General features: G+C 74.2%; 17 protein-coding genes. 9 read left to right on the forward strand and 8 right to left on the reverse strand.

Features of this window, described 5'->3' with window-relative positions:
- Nucleotides 1-52 precede the first annotated feature (52 nt).
- From ACIBQ8_RS41555 to ACIBQ8_RS41570, 4 genes are all read left to right on the forward strand, one after another.
- A complete protein-coding gene (locus tag ACIBQ8_RS41555) occupies nt 53-1,873 on the forward strand; it encodes a glycoside hydrolase family 15 protein (RefSeq protein WP_397194778.1) in 1,821 nt (606 codons plus the stop codon).
- Between the two features lie 326 nt (nt 1,874-2,199).
- Nucleotides 2,200-2,511, forward strand: a complete 312-nt coding sequence (locus ACIBQ8_RS41560) for a hypothetical protein (protein WP_397175287.1) — start codon at nt 2,200-2,202, stop codon at nt 2,509-2,511.
- Nucleotides 2,512-2,754: 243 nt separating this feature from the next.
- Nucleotides 2,755-3,102, forward strand: coding sequence for a hypothetical protein (locus tag ACIBQ8_RS41565; protein WP_397194779.1), 348 nt, complete (start codon nt 2,755-2,757; stop codon nt 3,100-3,102).
- Nucleotides 3,099-4,589, forward strand: coding sequence for a multicopper oxidase family protein (locus ACIBQ8_RS41570; RefSeq protein ID WP_397194780.1), 1,491 nt, complete (start codon nt 3,099-3,101; stop codon nt 4,587-4,589). The genes ACIBQ8_RS41565 and ACIBQ8_RS41570 overlap by 4 nt, the downstream gene beginning before the upstream one ends.
- Nucleotides 4,590-4,617: 28 nt before the next feature.
- Here ACIBQ8_RS41570 and ACIBQ8_RS41575 read toward each other — a convergent pair whose 3' ends face one another.
- From ACIBQ8_RS41575 to ACIBQ8_RS41590, 4 genes are all read right to left on the reverse strand, one after another.
- The gene (locus ACIBQ8_RS41575; protein ID WP_397194781.1) at nt 4,618-5,568 is read right to left on the reverse strand and encodes an NAD-dependent epimerase/dehydratase family protein; all 951 of its coding nucleotides are present in this window, start codon (nt 5,566-5,568) and stop codon (nt 4,618-4,620) included.
- Nucleotides 5,565-6,158, reverse strand: coding sequence for a dihydrofolate reductase family protein (locus tag ACIBQ8_RS41580; RefSeq protein ID WP_397175280.1), 594 nt, complete (start codon nt 6,156-6,158; stop codon nt 5,565-5,567). The genes ACIBQ8_RS41575 and ACIBQ8_RS41580 overlap by 4 nt, the downstream gene beginning before the upstream one ends.
- A gap of 194 nt (nt 6,159-6,352) precedes the next feature.
- Nucleotides 6,353-7,192, reverse strand: a complete 840-nt coding sequence (locus ACIBQ8_RS41585) for a cytochrome P450 (protein WP_397194782.1) — start codon at nt 7,190-7,192, stop codon at nt 6,353-6,355.
- Between the two features lie 392 nt (nt 7,193-7,584).
- Complete coding sequence (locus ACIBQ8_RS41590) at nt 7,585-8,406, reverse strand: helix-turn-helix domain-containing protein (protein WP_397194783.1); 822 nt, start codon at nt 8,404-8,406, stop codon at nt 7,585-7,587.
- 78 nt (nt 8,407-8,484) lie between these two features.
- On the opposite strand from ACIBQ8_RS41590, the gene ACIBQ8_RS41595 reads away from it, so the two are divergent.
- Entirely contained in the window at nt 8,485-8,886 is a 402-nt protein-coding gene (locus ACIBQ8_RS41595; RefSeq protein WP_397194784.1) for a nuclear transport factor 2 family protein, read from the forward strand.
- 25 nt (nt 8,887-8,911) lie between these two features.
- On the opposite strand, the gene ACIBQ8_RS41600 is transcribed toward ACIBQ8_RS41595, so the two are convergent.
- Nucleotides 8,912-9,109 (reverse strand): hypothetical protein, encoded by a 198-nt coding sequence (locus tag ACIBQ8_RS41600; RefSeq protein ID WP_397175274.1) that lies wholly within the window; start codon nt 9,107-9,109, stop codon nt 8,912-8,914.
- Between the two features lie 98 nt (nt 9,110-9,207).
- On the opposite strand from ACIBQ8_RS41600, the gene ACIBQ8_RS41605 reads away from it, so the two are divergent.
- Complete coding sequence (locus ACIBQ8_RS41605) at nt 9,208-9,510, forward strand: Clp protease N-terminal domain-containing protein (protein ID WP_397175461.1); 303 nt, start codon at nt 9,208-9,210, stop codon at nt 9,508-9,510.
- An 8-nt stretch (nt 9,511-9,518) separates the two neighbouring features.
- Nucleotides 9,519-9,641 carry a hypothetical protein gene (locus tag ACIBQ8_RS41610; RefSeq protein WP_397194785.1) on the forward strand — a complete coding sequence of 41 codons (123 nt, stop codon included), beginning with the start codon at nt 9,519-9,521 and terminating at the stop codon, nt 9,639-9,641.
- An 8-nt stretch (nt 9,642-9,649) separates the two neighbouring features.
- On the opposite strand, the gene ACIBQ8_RS41615 is transcribed toward ACIBQ8_RS41610, so the two are convergent.
- Genes ACIBQ8_RS41615 through ACIBQ8_RS41625 form a run of 3 tightly spaced genes read right to left on the reverse strand, consistent with a single transcriptional unit; the run spans nt 9,650 to nt 11,517 of the window.
- Entirely contained in the window at nt 9,650-10,321 is a 672-nt protein-coding gene (locus tag ACIBQ8_RS41615) for a hypothetical protein (protein ID WP_397175270.1), read from the reverse strand.
- Nucleotides 10,322-10,327: 6 nt separating this feature from the next.
- Nucleotides 10,328-11,212, reverse strand: coding sequence for a hypothetical protein (locus ACIBQ8_RS41620; protein ID WP_397175268.1), 885 nt, complete (start codon nt 11,210-11,212; stop codon nt 10,328-10,330).
- Nucleotides 11,203-11,517, reverse strand: a complete 315-nt coding sequence (locus ACIBQ8_RS41625; RefSeq protein ID WP_397175266.1) for a hypothetical protein — start codon at nt 11,515-11,517, stop codon at nt 11,203-11,205. The genes ACIBQ8_RS41620 and ACIBQ8_RS41625 overlap by 10 nt, the downstream gene beginning before the upstream one ends.
- Before the next feature lie 85 nt (nt 11,518-11,602).
- Between ACIBQ8_RS41625 and ACIBQ8_RS41630 the strand changes: the two genes are divergently transcribed.
- On the forward strand, nt 11,603-11,992 hold the full coding sequence (locus ACIBQ8_RS41630) for a YbaB/EbfC family nucleoid-associated protein (RefSeq protein WP_397194786.1): 390 nt from the start codon (nt 11,603-11,605) through the stop codon (nt 11,990-11,992).
- Nucleotides 11,993-12,002: 10 nt separating this feature from the next.
- Nucleotides 12,003-12,383: a YbaB/EbfC family nucleoid-associated protein gene (locus tag ACIBQ8_RS41635; RefSeq protein ID WP_397194787.1), complete on the forward strand. Its 381-nt coding sequence runs from the start codon at nt 12,003-12,005 to the stop codon at nt 12,381-12,383.
- The last annotated feature ends 5 nt before the right edge of the window (nt 12,384-12,388 follow it).

Consider the following 12,388-nt stretch of genomic DNA (forward strand, 5'->3'; position numbering starts at 1 on the left):
ACATCGGGCAACCCGGCACGGGGGGCGCGATGAAGAGGTACGGGGTGCACGGATGGCCGGGGGATTTCCACCGATCGGGGCGTACGCGTTCCTGTCGGACTGTCACACGGCGGCACTGGTCGCGCCCGGCGGGGCGGTGGAATGGATGTGCGCGCCGCGCTTCGACGGCCCGAGCGTGTTCGCGCGCATCCTCGACCGGCGGCTCGGCGGGGCGTGGGAGTTCGACGTGGCCGGCGCGCGGGTCGAGGGGCGCGGCTACGTCGAGGAGACGCTGGTGCTGCGCACCCGCTGGGTCGGCCGCGACTGCGAGGTCGTGGTGCACGACTTCTTCGCCACCTCGCCGCCGGGGACGGGCGGCAGCGGCGTGGTGCCCGTCCGGCTGCTGGTGCGGTGGGCCAGGTGCGAGCGGGGGCGGGCGGTGGTGCGCTCGCGGGTGCTGGCCAGGCCCGACTACGCCACCCGCGAGGCCCGCTGGACGCCGCGCGACGGCGTGCTGGCCGAGGAGTCCGGCCTGCTGCTGACCGGCATGACAGAACCGGCGGAAGGGCCGTCCACGGGGCTCGTGGCCGAGACCACGCTCGGCGCGGGCGAGTCGTGGGCGGTCGCGCTGGACTACGCGGGGCAGGGGCACGCGCTCGTCCGCGATCCGGAGCGGCTGCTGGCCGACACGGTGCGGTCGTGGCGTTCGTGGTCGTCGCGGTCGGCCTACGACGGGGTGGGGGCGCGGCAGGTGCGGCACAGCGCGGTCGTGCTGCGCGGGCTGCTGTTCGACGAGAGCGGCGGGCTGCTCGCGGCGCCGACGACGTCGCTGCCGGAGTGGCTCGGCGGGCGGCGCAACTGGGACTACCGCTACGTGTGGCACCGCGACGCCGCGCTCATGGTGCTGGCGCTGCTGCGGCTCGGCCATCGCGAGGAGGCGGGCCGCTACCTGACGTTCCTGCTCGGCCAGTGCGCGATCCACGAGGGCGACCTGCCGCCGGTGTTCGGCATCGGCGGCGGGCCGGTCGCCGACGAGACCGTCCTCGATCACCTGGACGGGTACGCGGGCTCGCGTCCGGTGCGCATCGGCAACGACGCCGCCGGTCAGCACCAGCTCGACGGCTACGGCCACATCCTGGACGCGGCCATGGCCTACCACGACGTGACCGGCGAGCTGGACGGCGGCCCGGTGTTGTGGCGGCTGGTGGAGCGGGCCCGCGAGCGGTGGCGGGAGTCGGACGCCGGCATCTGGGAGGTGCGCGACGGCGAACGCCACTGGACCTACTCCAAGCTGTACGCCTGGGTCTGCTTCGACCGCGCGGTCCGGCTGGCGGAGGCCACCGGCGAGCCCGGCCTGCCCGTGGCGCGGTGGCGGGCCGAGCGCGAGGCCGTCCGCGCCGAGCTGCTGGAACGCGGCTACAACGCGGCCGTCGGCGCCTTCACCCAGTCCTACGGGTCCGACCAGGCCGACGGCTCGCTGCTGCGGCTGCCGCTGCTCGGCTTCCTGGACGGCGACGATCCCCGCGTGCTCGGCACCCTCGACCACATCCAGGCCCGGCTGGGCGAGGGCGGCGCGCTCGTCCACCGCTACGACCCCGAGACCACCCGCGACGGCGTGGACGGGCCGGAGGGGGCGTTCCTGATGTGCTCGTTCGAGATGGTCTCGGCGCTGGTGCTGGCCGGGCGGACGGCCGAGGCCCGCGACCGGTTCGAGACGCTGTGCGCGCGGGCCGAGCCGCTCGGGCTGTTCGCCGAGGAGATGACCGGCGACGGGCACATGACGGGCAACTATCCGCAGGCGTTCACGCACCTGGCGCTGATCGAGGCGGCGCTCAACCTCGACGCCTCCGGCACCGTCGAGGCCCTGCACGACTGGGCCGAGCACGGCGGCTGACCCCGGGCCTCCGAGGGCTTTCGGGGCGGCGGCCCCCGGCTTCGTGGCGACGGACATGACCGCCGAGCACCTCAGGCCGCCCGCGGGGGACGCGATCCGCGCAGAGGCCGTTCGGCCGGGTCGGGGAGGCCGACGAGATCGCCCGCCGCCGTGCTCCACCTGGCCTCGCCGGCGGCCGAATGGGCCGGCGGCGCCGTCCTCGACCTCGACGGCGCCTCCTACCTCCGCTGACGCCCGGAAATATCGGGAACCGCCCATCTTTCGGCCTGGCCGGGTAGCTTGCCGCACGGACATTCCCGAAGACCGAGAGAGGACGACCGGTTCCGATGACAACGCGCAAGCACATCGCACGGCTCATCGTCGGCGCGGGCACACTGGCGGCGGTGCTCGCCGTGAGCGGCGGGGTGGCCCACGCCGCCGGGCCGTACCCGTACGCGGGGGCGGACGACGTCGGCCGCCGGCTGACGGTGTGCGCGGACGACCTGATGGTCCGCGACTTCGTCGGCACCCTCCACCGGGGCCAGAGCTTCACCGTCAAGGGCTTCGACGGCGCCTACAAGCAATGGGTGCACGGCTTCGCCTACGGCGACGTCAACGCCGACGGCTGGGTGGAGAACGGCTGGTTCTGCGACGCCTGACGGCCCGCGCACACCACCGCCCGTGACCAGGAACGCCCTGGTCACGGGTTTTTTCTGCGGCCGGTCCGTACGACGCGGTAGCGCGGCACTACATCCGTCGTCGTAGACGCGGCCGGCATTTGAGCCCGCTGGGGTAGCGGCAGATGGGTCCGCCGGTGGGACGCCACGCAGCCCCGGCCGGACGACGATGACCAGACATGAGAACCCGAGTCAGGCACCCCTCGTCCCGTTAGGAGAACCGTCATGTTCCTGCGTATCGCGCTCGCCGCGCAGACCGTCGCCCTGCTGCTGCAGGCCGTCACCGCCGGGCTGCTGCTGAGCTCGCCGGGCGGCCGGGCCGCCCACAGCGCCACGGCGCTGGCCGTCGCGGCCACCGTCCTGCTGTACCTGGTCGCCGCGATGCTGACCAGGCAGCGGGCGGCCATCCTGGCCGCCGCCGGCATGCTGGTGGCGACGCTGGTCCAGATGGCGCTGGGCATGGCGCACGTGAAGGGCGTGCACGTGCCGCTCGGCGTGCTGATGTTCGGCGGCAGCATGGTGCAGACCGCGCGGGCCTGGTCCGCCGGCCGCCTCCGGACGACAACGGCATGAACCGCATGACCGGCACGACCGGCATGACCAGACGGCAGGCGCTGCGGCTGCTCGGCGTGGGCGCCGCGCTGGGCGTCTCGGGCGTCTCGGGCTGCTCGCTGCTGACCCGCACCCCGCTGCCCCAGCTGATGACCAGCCAGGCGCCGCTGCCCACGCCGTACGCCGTGCCGCTCCCGCGCCCGAAGGTGGCCGAACCCGCCAGGACGGACGCGGGCGCCGACCACTACGAACTCCTCCAGCGTCCGGCCGAGGTGGAGATCCTGCCCGGCCTGCGCACCCCGGTCTGGGGGTACGACGGGCAGTTCCCCGGCCCCACCATCCGGGCGCGCTCCGGCCGCCGGACCGTCGTGCGCGTCGGCAACCGCCTGCCCGCTCCGACGGTCACCCACCTGCACGGCGGGCACACCTCGCCCGAGTCCGACGGCTTCCCCACCGACCTGGTCCAGCCGGGCGCGCACCGCGACTACGTCTTCCCGCTGGAGCAGCGCGCGGCCACGTTGTGGTACCACGACCACCGCATGGACTTCACCGGGCCGCAGGTCTGGCGCGGCCTGGCCGGCTTCTTCATCGTGGACGACGACGAGCAGGACAGGCTGCCGCTGCCGTCGGGCGAGCGGGACGTGCCGCTGCTGATCTGCGACCGCGCCTTCCAGGCCGACGGGACGATGCCCTACCCGGCCAGGCAGGACGGCCCAGGCGCCCGCGAGGCGTTCATGGGCGGCGTGATGGGGGACGTCATCCTGGTCAACGGCGCGCCCTGGCCGTCGCTCGGCGTGGACCGCGCCCGCCACCGGCTGCGGCTGCTCAACGCCTCCAACGCCCGCACGTACGAGCTGGCCCTGTCGCCCGGCGGCGCCCTGACCCAGATCGGCAGCGACGGCGGCCTGCTGGCGGCGCCGCGTCCGCTCCAGCGGATCAGGCTGGCGCCCGGCGAACGCGCGGACGTGATCGTGGACTTCGCCGCCTACCGGGTCGGCGACCACGTCGAGCTGCGCAACCTGCTCGGGGAGGGGCCGCAGGCCCGGGTGATGCGGTTCATCGTCGAGCGCGACGCCCGCGACGACTCGGCGATCCCCAAGGTCCTGTCCACCGTCGAACGCCTCGACCCGGCCGCGGCCGCGGTGACCCGCGACTTCGAGTTCAGCAGCGGGGACCTGGGCGGCCACACCGGCTGGCTGATCAACGGCAAGCCCTTCGACGTGCGCCGCGTCGATGCCCGGCCCAAGCTCGGCCAGGTCGAGATCTGGCGGGTGACCAGCGACGTCGCCCACCCCGTGCACCTGCACCTGGCGCCCTTCCAGGTGCTCTCGGTCGGCGGCGAACGACCGGACGGCCCGCCGGAGTGGAAGGACACCGTCGAGCTGCGGGAGGCGCAGACCGTGGAGCTCATCACCCGGTTCACCGGCTACCGAGGCCGGTACGTCCTGCACTGCCACAACCTCGAACACGAGGACATGGCCATGATGAGCACCTTCGAGGTGGTCTGACCGACCCCGGGCCGCCTGCCCGGTCGCGCTAGCGGGGGTTGGCGGCGCGCCAGGCGACGTAGTCGGCGACCGCTGCGGCCAGGTCGAAGGCCGGCTCGAAGCCGGTGTCGCGGGTGAGCCGGGCGATGTCGAGGCAGGGATCGGCTCCGTCGGCTGCGTCGGCTCCGTCGGCTCCGTCGGCTGCGGCGGACCGTCCGGGCAGGAGGGCGGGCCGGAAGCCGGGGACGGCCGCCCGTACGGCGTCGGCGAGGTCGCGGTTGGTGAACGGCCGGCCGCTGGAGACGTTGTAGACGGTGTGCGGCAGGGCTCGCGCGGTCATCAGCAGGGCGATCGCGCGCCCGGCGTCGGGCGCGTAGCAGGTGTCACCGCCGTCGCCGGCGTGCAGCGGCGGCGGCCGCTCGCCCCGCAGGGCGGCGCCGACGTACGGCGGGATGTGGTTGAACGGCGAGTCCGGGTCCATCAGCGGCCCCCAGACGCTGCCGATCCTGAGCACGACCGGCTGGACCCCGCTGCCCTGGAGGCCGTGCGTGGTCAGCGGCTCGGCGGCCTTCTTGAGGGCGACGATCGGGTGCGGCAGGTCCGCGGCGGGCAGCGCCAGCTCCTCGTGCCGGCGGGTCTCCGGCCGCCCGGCGTAGACGCCGAGGCTGCTCGCGACGGCGAACCTGCGCACGCCCCTGACGCGGGCCGCCTCCAGCGCGTTGAGCAGGCCGGTCGTGTCCGCGCGGAAGAAGTCCACCGGGTCCGCGCCCGGGATGCCGCCGGCCAGGTGGACGATGTCGCCGATGTCGTGACGGGCGGCCAGGGCCAGGAAGGCGTCCCGGTCGGTGACGTCCAGCGGCTCCACGGCGACCCGGCCGGCGAGGAACGAGGGGACCTCGGCCCGGCGGTGCGCGGTGACGACGACCCGGCGTCCGAGGTCGGCGAGCGCGCGGGCGGTGTGCGCGCCGATCATGCCGAGCCCCCCGGTGACGAGGATCATCGGGCCACCTCGTAGCGCAGGTGGGTCACGCCCGGCGCGGGCACGGCCTCGACCAGGCGCAGGCGTACGTGCTCGGGCAGCTCGCCGAAGAACGGCCGGCCGCCGCCGAGCAGGACGGGCACCTGGTGCAGGACCACCTCGTCGACCAGGCCCGCCCGCAGCGCCTCGGTGACCACGCCGCCGCCCATGAGGCCGACGTCCTTGCCGCCGGCGGCCCGGCGGGCGGCGTCGATGGCGTCGTGGACGCCGGTGGTGACCAGCGTCTGCCGGTCGGTGATCTCCGGCGCCGGGCGGTGGCTGAGGACGACCAGGCGGGCGGCCGGGTGGGGGCTGCCGCCGCCGAAGTGGTCGGAGTCGTCGTAGGTGCGGCGTCCTGCGACGATCGCGCCGACGCGGGCGGCCAGGGCGTCGAAGAGCCGGGCGCTGGGCGCGCTCAGCTTGAACCCGCCGAAGACCTGGCTGGCGGTGTCGCCGTCGAAGTACCAGTCGAACAGCATGGACGCGTCGCCGAGGCCGCGCCCGGCGCCGGGGTCGCGGCCGGTGATGAAGCCGTCGACCGACACCGCGTGGGCGCAGATGACCTTGCTCATCGGAGTGTTCCCTTCCGGAGTGCTCAGACTTCGAGCCCCCTTCGGAGCCCGCCGAGGGAGTCCGCTGAGGGGTGTGAAGTCGCCGTCGCCGGAAAGTCTCCGCCGCGCCGCCGTCCGACCGGCAGATGCGGAAGTGGACGATCGGCGATGACGAACGTCATCGCCGACCGCGCCTGCGGAGCCGACGGCGCCGGTCACCAGGTGACGGGCAGCTCGCGGACGCCGTAGAAGACCGCCTGGTGCTTGAACGCCAGCTCCTCCAGCGGCGCGGCCAGCGCCAGCGTGGGGACGCGGCGGACGAGCGTGCCGAAGACGACCTCCAGCTCCACCCGGGCCAGCGGCCGTCCCAGGCAGTGGTGGGCGCCGTGGCCGAAGGCGACGTGGTGCCGGGCCCCGCGGCGGACGTCGAGGACGCCGGGGTCCGGGAAGGCCGACGGGTCGCGGTTGGCGGTGCTCTTCACGACGACGATGCCCTCGCCCTTGCGGATCGTCGTGCCGCCGACCTGGAGGTCCTCGCGGGCGACGCGGCGGGCCTCGGTGTGGGTGACCGACAGGTAGCGCAGGAGCTCCTCGACGGCGTCGGCGACCACGTCCGGGCCGCCGTCGCGCACCGCCGCGAGCTGGCCGGGGTGCGCCAGCAGCGCGGCCGTGCCGAGCGCGATCATGTCGGCGGTGGTGTCGTGCCCGGCCACCAGCAGGAGCTGGCCTGTCGCGGCGATCTCGGGCAGGGTCATCGCGCCCGTCCGGTACTGCTCCACGGCGAGCCTGCTGAGGACGTCGTCGCCCGGATCGTCGCTCTTGGCCGCCACCAGCGCCTCCAGGTAGCCGTTCAGCTCCTCGGCGGCGGCCAGGGCGCGGGCCGGGTCGTCCGCGTCCATGACGAGCTCGGCCGCCGCGCGATGGAATAAGGCCCGGTCCGCGTAGGGCACGCCGAGCAGTTCGCAGATCACCAGGGACGGGACCGGCAGCGCGACCGCCTGCACCAGGTCGGCCGGGTTCGGGCCGGCGAGCAGGTCGTCGACGAGATCGTCCACGATCCGCTGAACTCCGGGCCGCAGCGCCTCCATTGGTGTGTGGGAAGCCGGGCTCGGCCACGTCGACGCCGGCGCGCGGATCGGCGAGCACCGCGCGGACGTCGTCGTACCGGGTGACCAGCCAGGCGGTGGTGCCGTCCCACAGGCGTACGCGGGAGACGGGCGCGTCCTGGCTGCGGCGGGTCAGCTCCGGGGCCGGGTCGAAGGGGCGGTCGGTGGCGCGGGGCATCGGGAACGTCGCCGGCTCCGGCAGGGCATCGGTCATGGTCTCTCCTCACGTCGGCACGCGGCACTCCTACGTCAAGGCTGTCGTTGAACCGGCCCCGGAGACTTCCGCCCGGACGCGCCGGACCGGCGGCCGGGAAAGCCTCAACCGCCGGTGGAACCCCCCGTCACTCCCCCTCGTCACTCCCCGCCAGCACCTCCGCGCCGAACTTCACGAAGTAGGCGGCGGTCTCGGCGTCGGCCGGGTAGTAGGACTCGATCGAGATCTCGTCCAGCGTGATGTCCATCGGGGTGCCGAACGTGGTGGTGGTGGAGAACAGCCGCAGTTCGGCCGTCCCGAACCGGAAGATCATCGGGACGGTGACCTCCGGCTCGGCCGGTCGCTCCGCCTCCTCGGAGCCCGGCGTGCGCCGTTCCCCGGGGCCCGGCGCGAGCAGTTCGTCGTAGATCGCGTGGAGCTCGGCGTCGGGGGCGACGGCGAGCTGGCGCGCGATCCGGGCCCGCAGCACCGCGCGCACCTCGGGCAGGTTGACGATCCGGGGAGCGAGCCCGCGGCGATCCAGCCCCAGCCGGACGATGTTGACCGGCGCGCGCAGCAGGTCGGGCGGGATGTCCACGAGGAAGGCGTCGATGGCCCGGTTGCTCATCACGATGTTCCACCGGCGGTCGAGGACCACCGCCGGGTACGGCTCGTGGGCGCGCAGCACCCGCGCGACCGCCTCCCCGGCCGTCGACAGCGCGTCCCCGGTGAGCGGACGCTCGGCGTACCGGGGGGCGAAGCCGGCGGCGAGCAGCAGCCGGTTGCGCTCGCGCAGCGGCACGCCGAGCTGGCCGGCCAGCCGCAGGATCATGTCGGCGCTCGGGTTGGACTTGCCGGTCTCCACCAGGCTCACGTGCCGGGCCGAGACGCCGGCGGCGTTGGCGAGATCGAGCTGGCTGAGCCGCCGGCGGTGCCGCCATTGCCGCAACATGTCCCCGACAGTCCGCATGGCCGCCGAGACTACTGGACGTCCGCCATGAAATCCCATTTCATCGACATCCCCGGCAGGGCTGGCCAGAGTGTCCCCATGACAAAAGACAACAACACTGACAACAAGGCCATCGTCCAGCGCGCGCTGACGGAACTGGTCGGGACGGGCGACGTCGACGCCCTGGCGCCCCTGCTGAGCGACGACTTCCGCCACCACCGGCCCGGTGCGGCCGCCTCGACCAAGGCGGAATGGCTCGGCGCCGTGCGTGCCGCGCTCGTCCCGCTGGCCGGCATGCGCGTGGAGATCGACCACGTGCTGGCCGACGGCGACCACGTCGTGATGCACTCGCGCCGCCAGGCGCCGGACGGCGGCCCGGAGATCGTGGTCGTGGACATCTGGCGCCTGGACGGCGGCCGCATCGCCGAGGCGTGGGAGGTCATCGAACCGGTGTCCCAGGCCGCCACCAACCTGACCTGGTGGGCGGCGCCGGTTCGCTGACGTGCGGCCGGGTCGTACCGGCCGGTCAGCCGGTGCGGCGGAGGGTGCGGCGCACGGCCAGGCCGCCGAGGGCCGCCGACAGGAGCGCCAGGATCCCCGCCTCGGTCCACTGGAAGCGCCAGAACCTGGACGGCGGGTGGTAGTACACCGCGTACCGGTACCCCTTGCCGAACAGGCACGCCTGCCACGCGTCGGCGTTCCTGGCGCTCTGTCCCACGTCCACGCGGCGCGGGCAGCCGGTGCCGGCCGGCCGGCGAGGAAGGCGGGGCCGGCGGGAGCCCGGCGGCGCACTTCAGCGACGCCGCCGCCGGCGCCCTCGAACTGACGGTCACCGAGGCGACCGCGATGGGCCACAACTACGTCGGCTGCGAACACCTGCTCCTGGGCCTGGTCACCGAGCCCGACGGCACCGCCGGCCAGGTCCTGCGGGCGCTGGGCGCCGAACCCCGCCTGGTCCGCCGGGCCGTGACGGCGGCCCTGGCCGGGTACGTGCACCTGCGCGCCCAGACGTCGGCCGCCGGCGACCCGGCCCAGGCGCTGGCCGCGGCGGTGCGGCAGCAGGTGCAGCCGCTCATCGAGCGCATCGAACGGCTGGAACAGAACCTGGGCGCAGGGCCCCGGTGACCGGGGCCGTGCACACGCCGATCCGCCGACGGCGAGCCGCCGCACGCCTCGCCCGCACCCTGATCAGCTTCGCGGCCGTCGCCGTCTTCTGGCTCCTGCTCCTGCTGCCGCTCCTCCTCGACGGCCGGTGAGGCGCGCGCTAGCCCTGGAGCCGCATGAGCTGCCACTGCGCGAACGAAGCGACCTCCTCGTCCCTCCCCCTGGCGGCCAGGCGCAGCAGCGCCGGGTCGTCCTCGGCCATGCGCGTCGCGATCGCCGCGGCGAACAGGCGGGCCACCGGGTCCTCGCCCTCCAGCGCGGCGACGACCTCGCCCGGGTCGGGGTCCTCGGTGTCGGAGGCGACCAGCCCGGCCGCGAGCCGCCCGACCTCGGGGTCGGCCAGCCGGGACAGCCCCGCCATGAGCTGTTCGGTCGAGGCCATCGCCAGGAAGTGCAGGACCTTCCACCGGACGGCGGTGTCGGAGGTCCGGCTCAGGGCGAGGGTCTGGGCGATGACGTCGGCGTGCCGCTCGTCCGCGGCGAGCAGCACGAACTCGACGGCGAAGAAGCGCACCTGGGTCCGCGGATGGGCCAGCAGGGCGGGGACCTCGTCCAGCAGCGGCTCGGCCGGCTCGCCCAGCTCCGACAGCAGCCAGGCGCCGGTCTGCACGGCGTCGTCGTCACCGCTGCGCAGCAGGACGCGCAGGTTCTCGACGGGATAGCCGTCGAACAGCTCGTTGAGCAGGTCGTTGGCGGCCTGGCCGCGGGCCTCGTCGTCGGCGGGGCGGGCGAGAATGCGCGCCATCAGGTCGTCGCCCGTCTGTGTCTGCATCTGGTGCTACTTCCCCTCGTTGGCCTTGCGCTCAAGGTCCTGCAGCAGCTTCTGCTCCTGCTCCAGCCGGGCGGCGTGCCCGGAGTCCCTGCCGAGCTTGGCCTCGTTCATCTTCCGCGTGAGGATGCTGTCCTTGACCTCGGCCGCCGCCTGCCTCGCCTGCTCCGGTGTCATCTTGCTGACGTCGTTGCTGTTGGGCAACCTGCCGTGCATCCGCTGCGCGGCGTTGTCGAAGCTCGCCGAGGCGTTCGGGTCGTAGCCGCCGCCCTTCCCGCCCTTGCCGCCGCCGCCCCCGCCGCGCCTGCGCCGGATCTGGAGCATGCCGTCGCGGGCGTGCGGCCGCTTCTCCATCTCCTTCATGATGCGGCGCATGGTCTCGGTCACCCGGCCGCTCAGCACCGGGGCCAGGCCCCTGGCGGTGCCCTCGGCGCCTTCGAGCGCCACCTTGCCGACGGCGTGGCGGGTCATCTGCATGCGCGCGAGGGCGATCATGCCGCCCGCGGCGCCGCCGAACAGCAGCGCCTGGGTGGCGGCGGTCAGCCCGTACGCGGCCTGCGTGCCCACGGCCAGCTTGACCGCGCTGACCACGTTCGCGGTGCCGTCGAGGACGGCCGGCGCGACCTTCGCCGCCGAGGCGGCCTGGGAGATGTGGCCGCCGCCGTCGCCGACCTGGTCCCAGTGGCTCGCCAGGTGCGTGGCCGAGTCGCCCTGGTAGAACTGCCGCGCGTTGCGGACCGACTCGTCGGCCGCGGCGCCCTGGGTCGACGACGCGGCGAGCACGACCCGCCAGTCGTCGGCCTCAAGGCGCCACTCGTCCTCGTTGTCGTTCGGCCAGGGGAACCCGATGAGGTTGAGGAAGCCCGCCACGTGCGGGTCGAGCGTCACCGCCATGCGGGGCCCTCGAAGCTCTCGACGGTGGCGTCCTCCGCCGCCCGGGTGTTCCTGGCCACCATGCGCAGCCCTTCGCCGGTCTCGGCGATCTGCCCGCCGATCCCCGTCAGCGCGTCGAGCGAGGTCTGCAGGCATTCGTTGTAGCTGGCGATGATGGTGGCGAACAGCCCCTCGCCGCCGAACGTCCGGGCGCCGCTCCCCCGCTGCCGCAGCCGCATGACCGCGGCGTCGTAGTTCGCCCCATGGCCGGTGACGTGCGTCCCGTCACGACCCACCGCCCCCGCGGCGATTTCAAATCCCGTCATGCCCAGAAAGCATATCCAGTCAATTCAGGCACAGAGGTTTACCTCTACACTGAACGTTCACGTGACTGACTGCCGGAGGTTCGACATGCGTTCACCCGCACCTGGGGACGACGCCGAGTACCTGCACCAGTACGTCGCCCAGAGCCGCCGCGCCGTCCGGGCGCTGCACGACGCGCGGGCGTCCATCGGCCGGGTGGAGGGCCGCGCGGAGAGCGACGACGGGCTGGTCGAGGCGTACGCCGACGGCCACGGCGTCCCCACCCGCCTGCGCATCGACCCGCGCGCGCTGCGCCTGGACGAGGCCACGCTCGGCAGGAAGACCGCCGAGGTGCTGCGGGCCGCCCAGGACGACGCCGCGCGCCGGGCGCAAGAGATCGCCGACGGGGTGCGGGACGCCACCGCCGCCGTGCCCGCGCCTCTGGACGAGACCTTCGTGCGCGCGCGGGTCGAGCAGGCGATCAACGACCTTTACTAGGAGGCCAAGCGTGTTCGGGCCGGAGATCGACCCCGCCAACATCAGCGAACGCGAGCTGGAGGAGGCCGCCCGCCGGGGCGAGCGCATGCTGGCCTGGCTGGAGTCGGCCCACGACGAGCTGCGGGCCGTCATCGGCACCGGCGAGGGGCCTTCGGGCCACGTGCGGGTGACCGTCGACGCCGACGGACGCGTCCTCGACGTCCGCTACGACCGGCGCGCCCTGCGGCTGGGCGGCCAGGACCTGGCCGAGGAGACGCTCGCCGCGGTACGGGCGGCGGCCGCCGACGTCCGGCGGCGCACCCACGACCTCATGCGCGAGGCCGTCCCCGGCTACGACCCCGACCGGACGCAGGCCGAGCTGGAACGGCTGCTCGGCGCCGACTGGCCCTGAACCCG

It is taken from the genome of Nonomuraea sp. NPDC049646 (assembly GCF_044465525.1).
Lineage (GTDB): Bacteria > Actinomycetota > Actinomycetes > Streptosporangiales > Streptosporangiaceae > Nonomuraea.

Excerpts from the sequence above, each read along its gene's own strand:
- ACIBQ8_RS41555 (WP_397194778.1), top strand. The coding sequence starts at position 53 with ATGGCCGGGGGATTTCCACCGATCGGGGCGTACGCGTTCCTGTCGGAC.
- ACIBQ8_RS41560 (WP_397175287.1), top strand. The coding sequence starts at position 2,200 with ATGACAACGCGCAAGCACATCGCACGGCTCATCGTCGGCGCGGGCACA.
- ACIBQ8_RS41565 (WP_397194779.1), top strand. The coding sequence starts at position 2,755 with ATGTTCCTGCGTATCGCGCTCGCCGCGCAGACCGTCGCCCTGCTGCTG.
- ACIBQ8_RS41570 (WP_397194780.1), top strand. The coding sequence starts at position 3,099 with ATGAACCGCATGACCGGCACGACCGGCATGACCAGACGGCAGGCGCTG.
- ACIBQ8_RS41575 (WP_397194781.1), bottom strand. The coding sequence starts at position 5,568 with ATGATCCTCGTCACCGGGGGGCTCGGCATGATCGGCGCGCACACCGCC.
- ACIBQ8_RS41580 (WP_397175280.1), bottom strand. The coding sequence starts at position 6,158 with ATGAGCAAGGTCATCTGCGCCCACGCGGTGTCGGTCGACGGCTTCATC.
- ACIBQ8_RS41590 (WP_397194783.1), bottom strand. The coding sequence starts at position 8,406 with ATGCGGACTGTCGGGGACATGTTGCGGCAATGGCGGCACCGCCGGCGG.
- ACIBQ8_RS41595 (WP_397194784.1), top strand. The coding sequence starts at position 8,485 with ATGACAAAAGACAACAACACTGACAACAAGGCCATCGTCCAGCGCGCG.
- ACIBQ8_RS41615 (WP_397175270.1), bottom strand. The coding sequence starts at position 10,321 with ATGCAGACACAGACGGGCGACGACCTGATGGCGCGCATTCTCGCCCGC.
- ACIBQ8_RS41620 (WP_397175268.1), bottom strand. The coding sequence starts at position 11,212 with ATGGCGGTGACGCTCGACCCGCACGTGGCGGGCTTCCTCAACCTCATC.
- ACIBQ8_RS41625 (WP_397175266.1), bottom strand. The coding sequence starts at position 11,517 with ATGACGGGATTTGAAATCGCCGCGGGGGCGGTGGGTCGTGACGGGACG.
- ACIBQ8_RS41630 (WP_397194786.1), top strand. The coding sequence starts at position 11,603 with ATGCGTTCACCCGCACCTGGGGACGACGCCGAGTACCTGCACCAGTAC.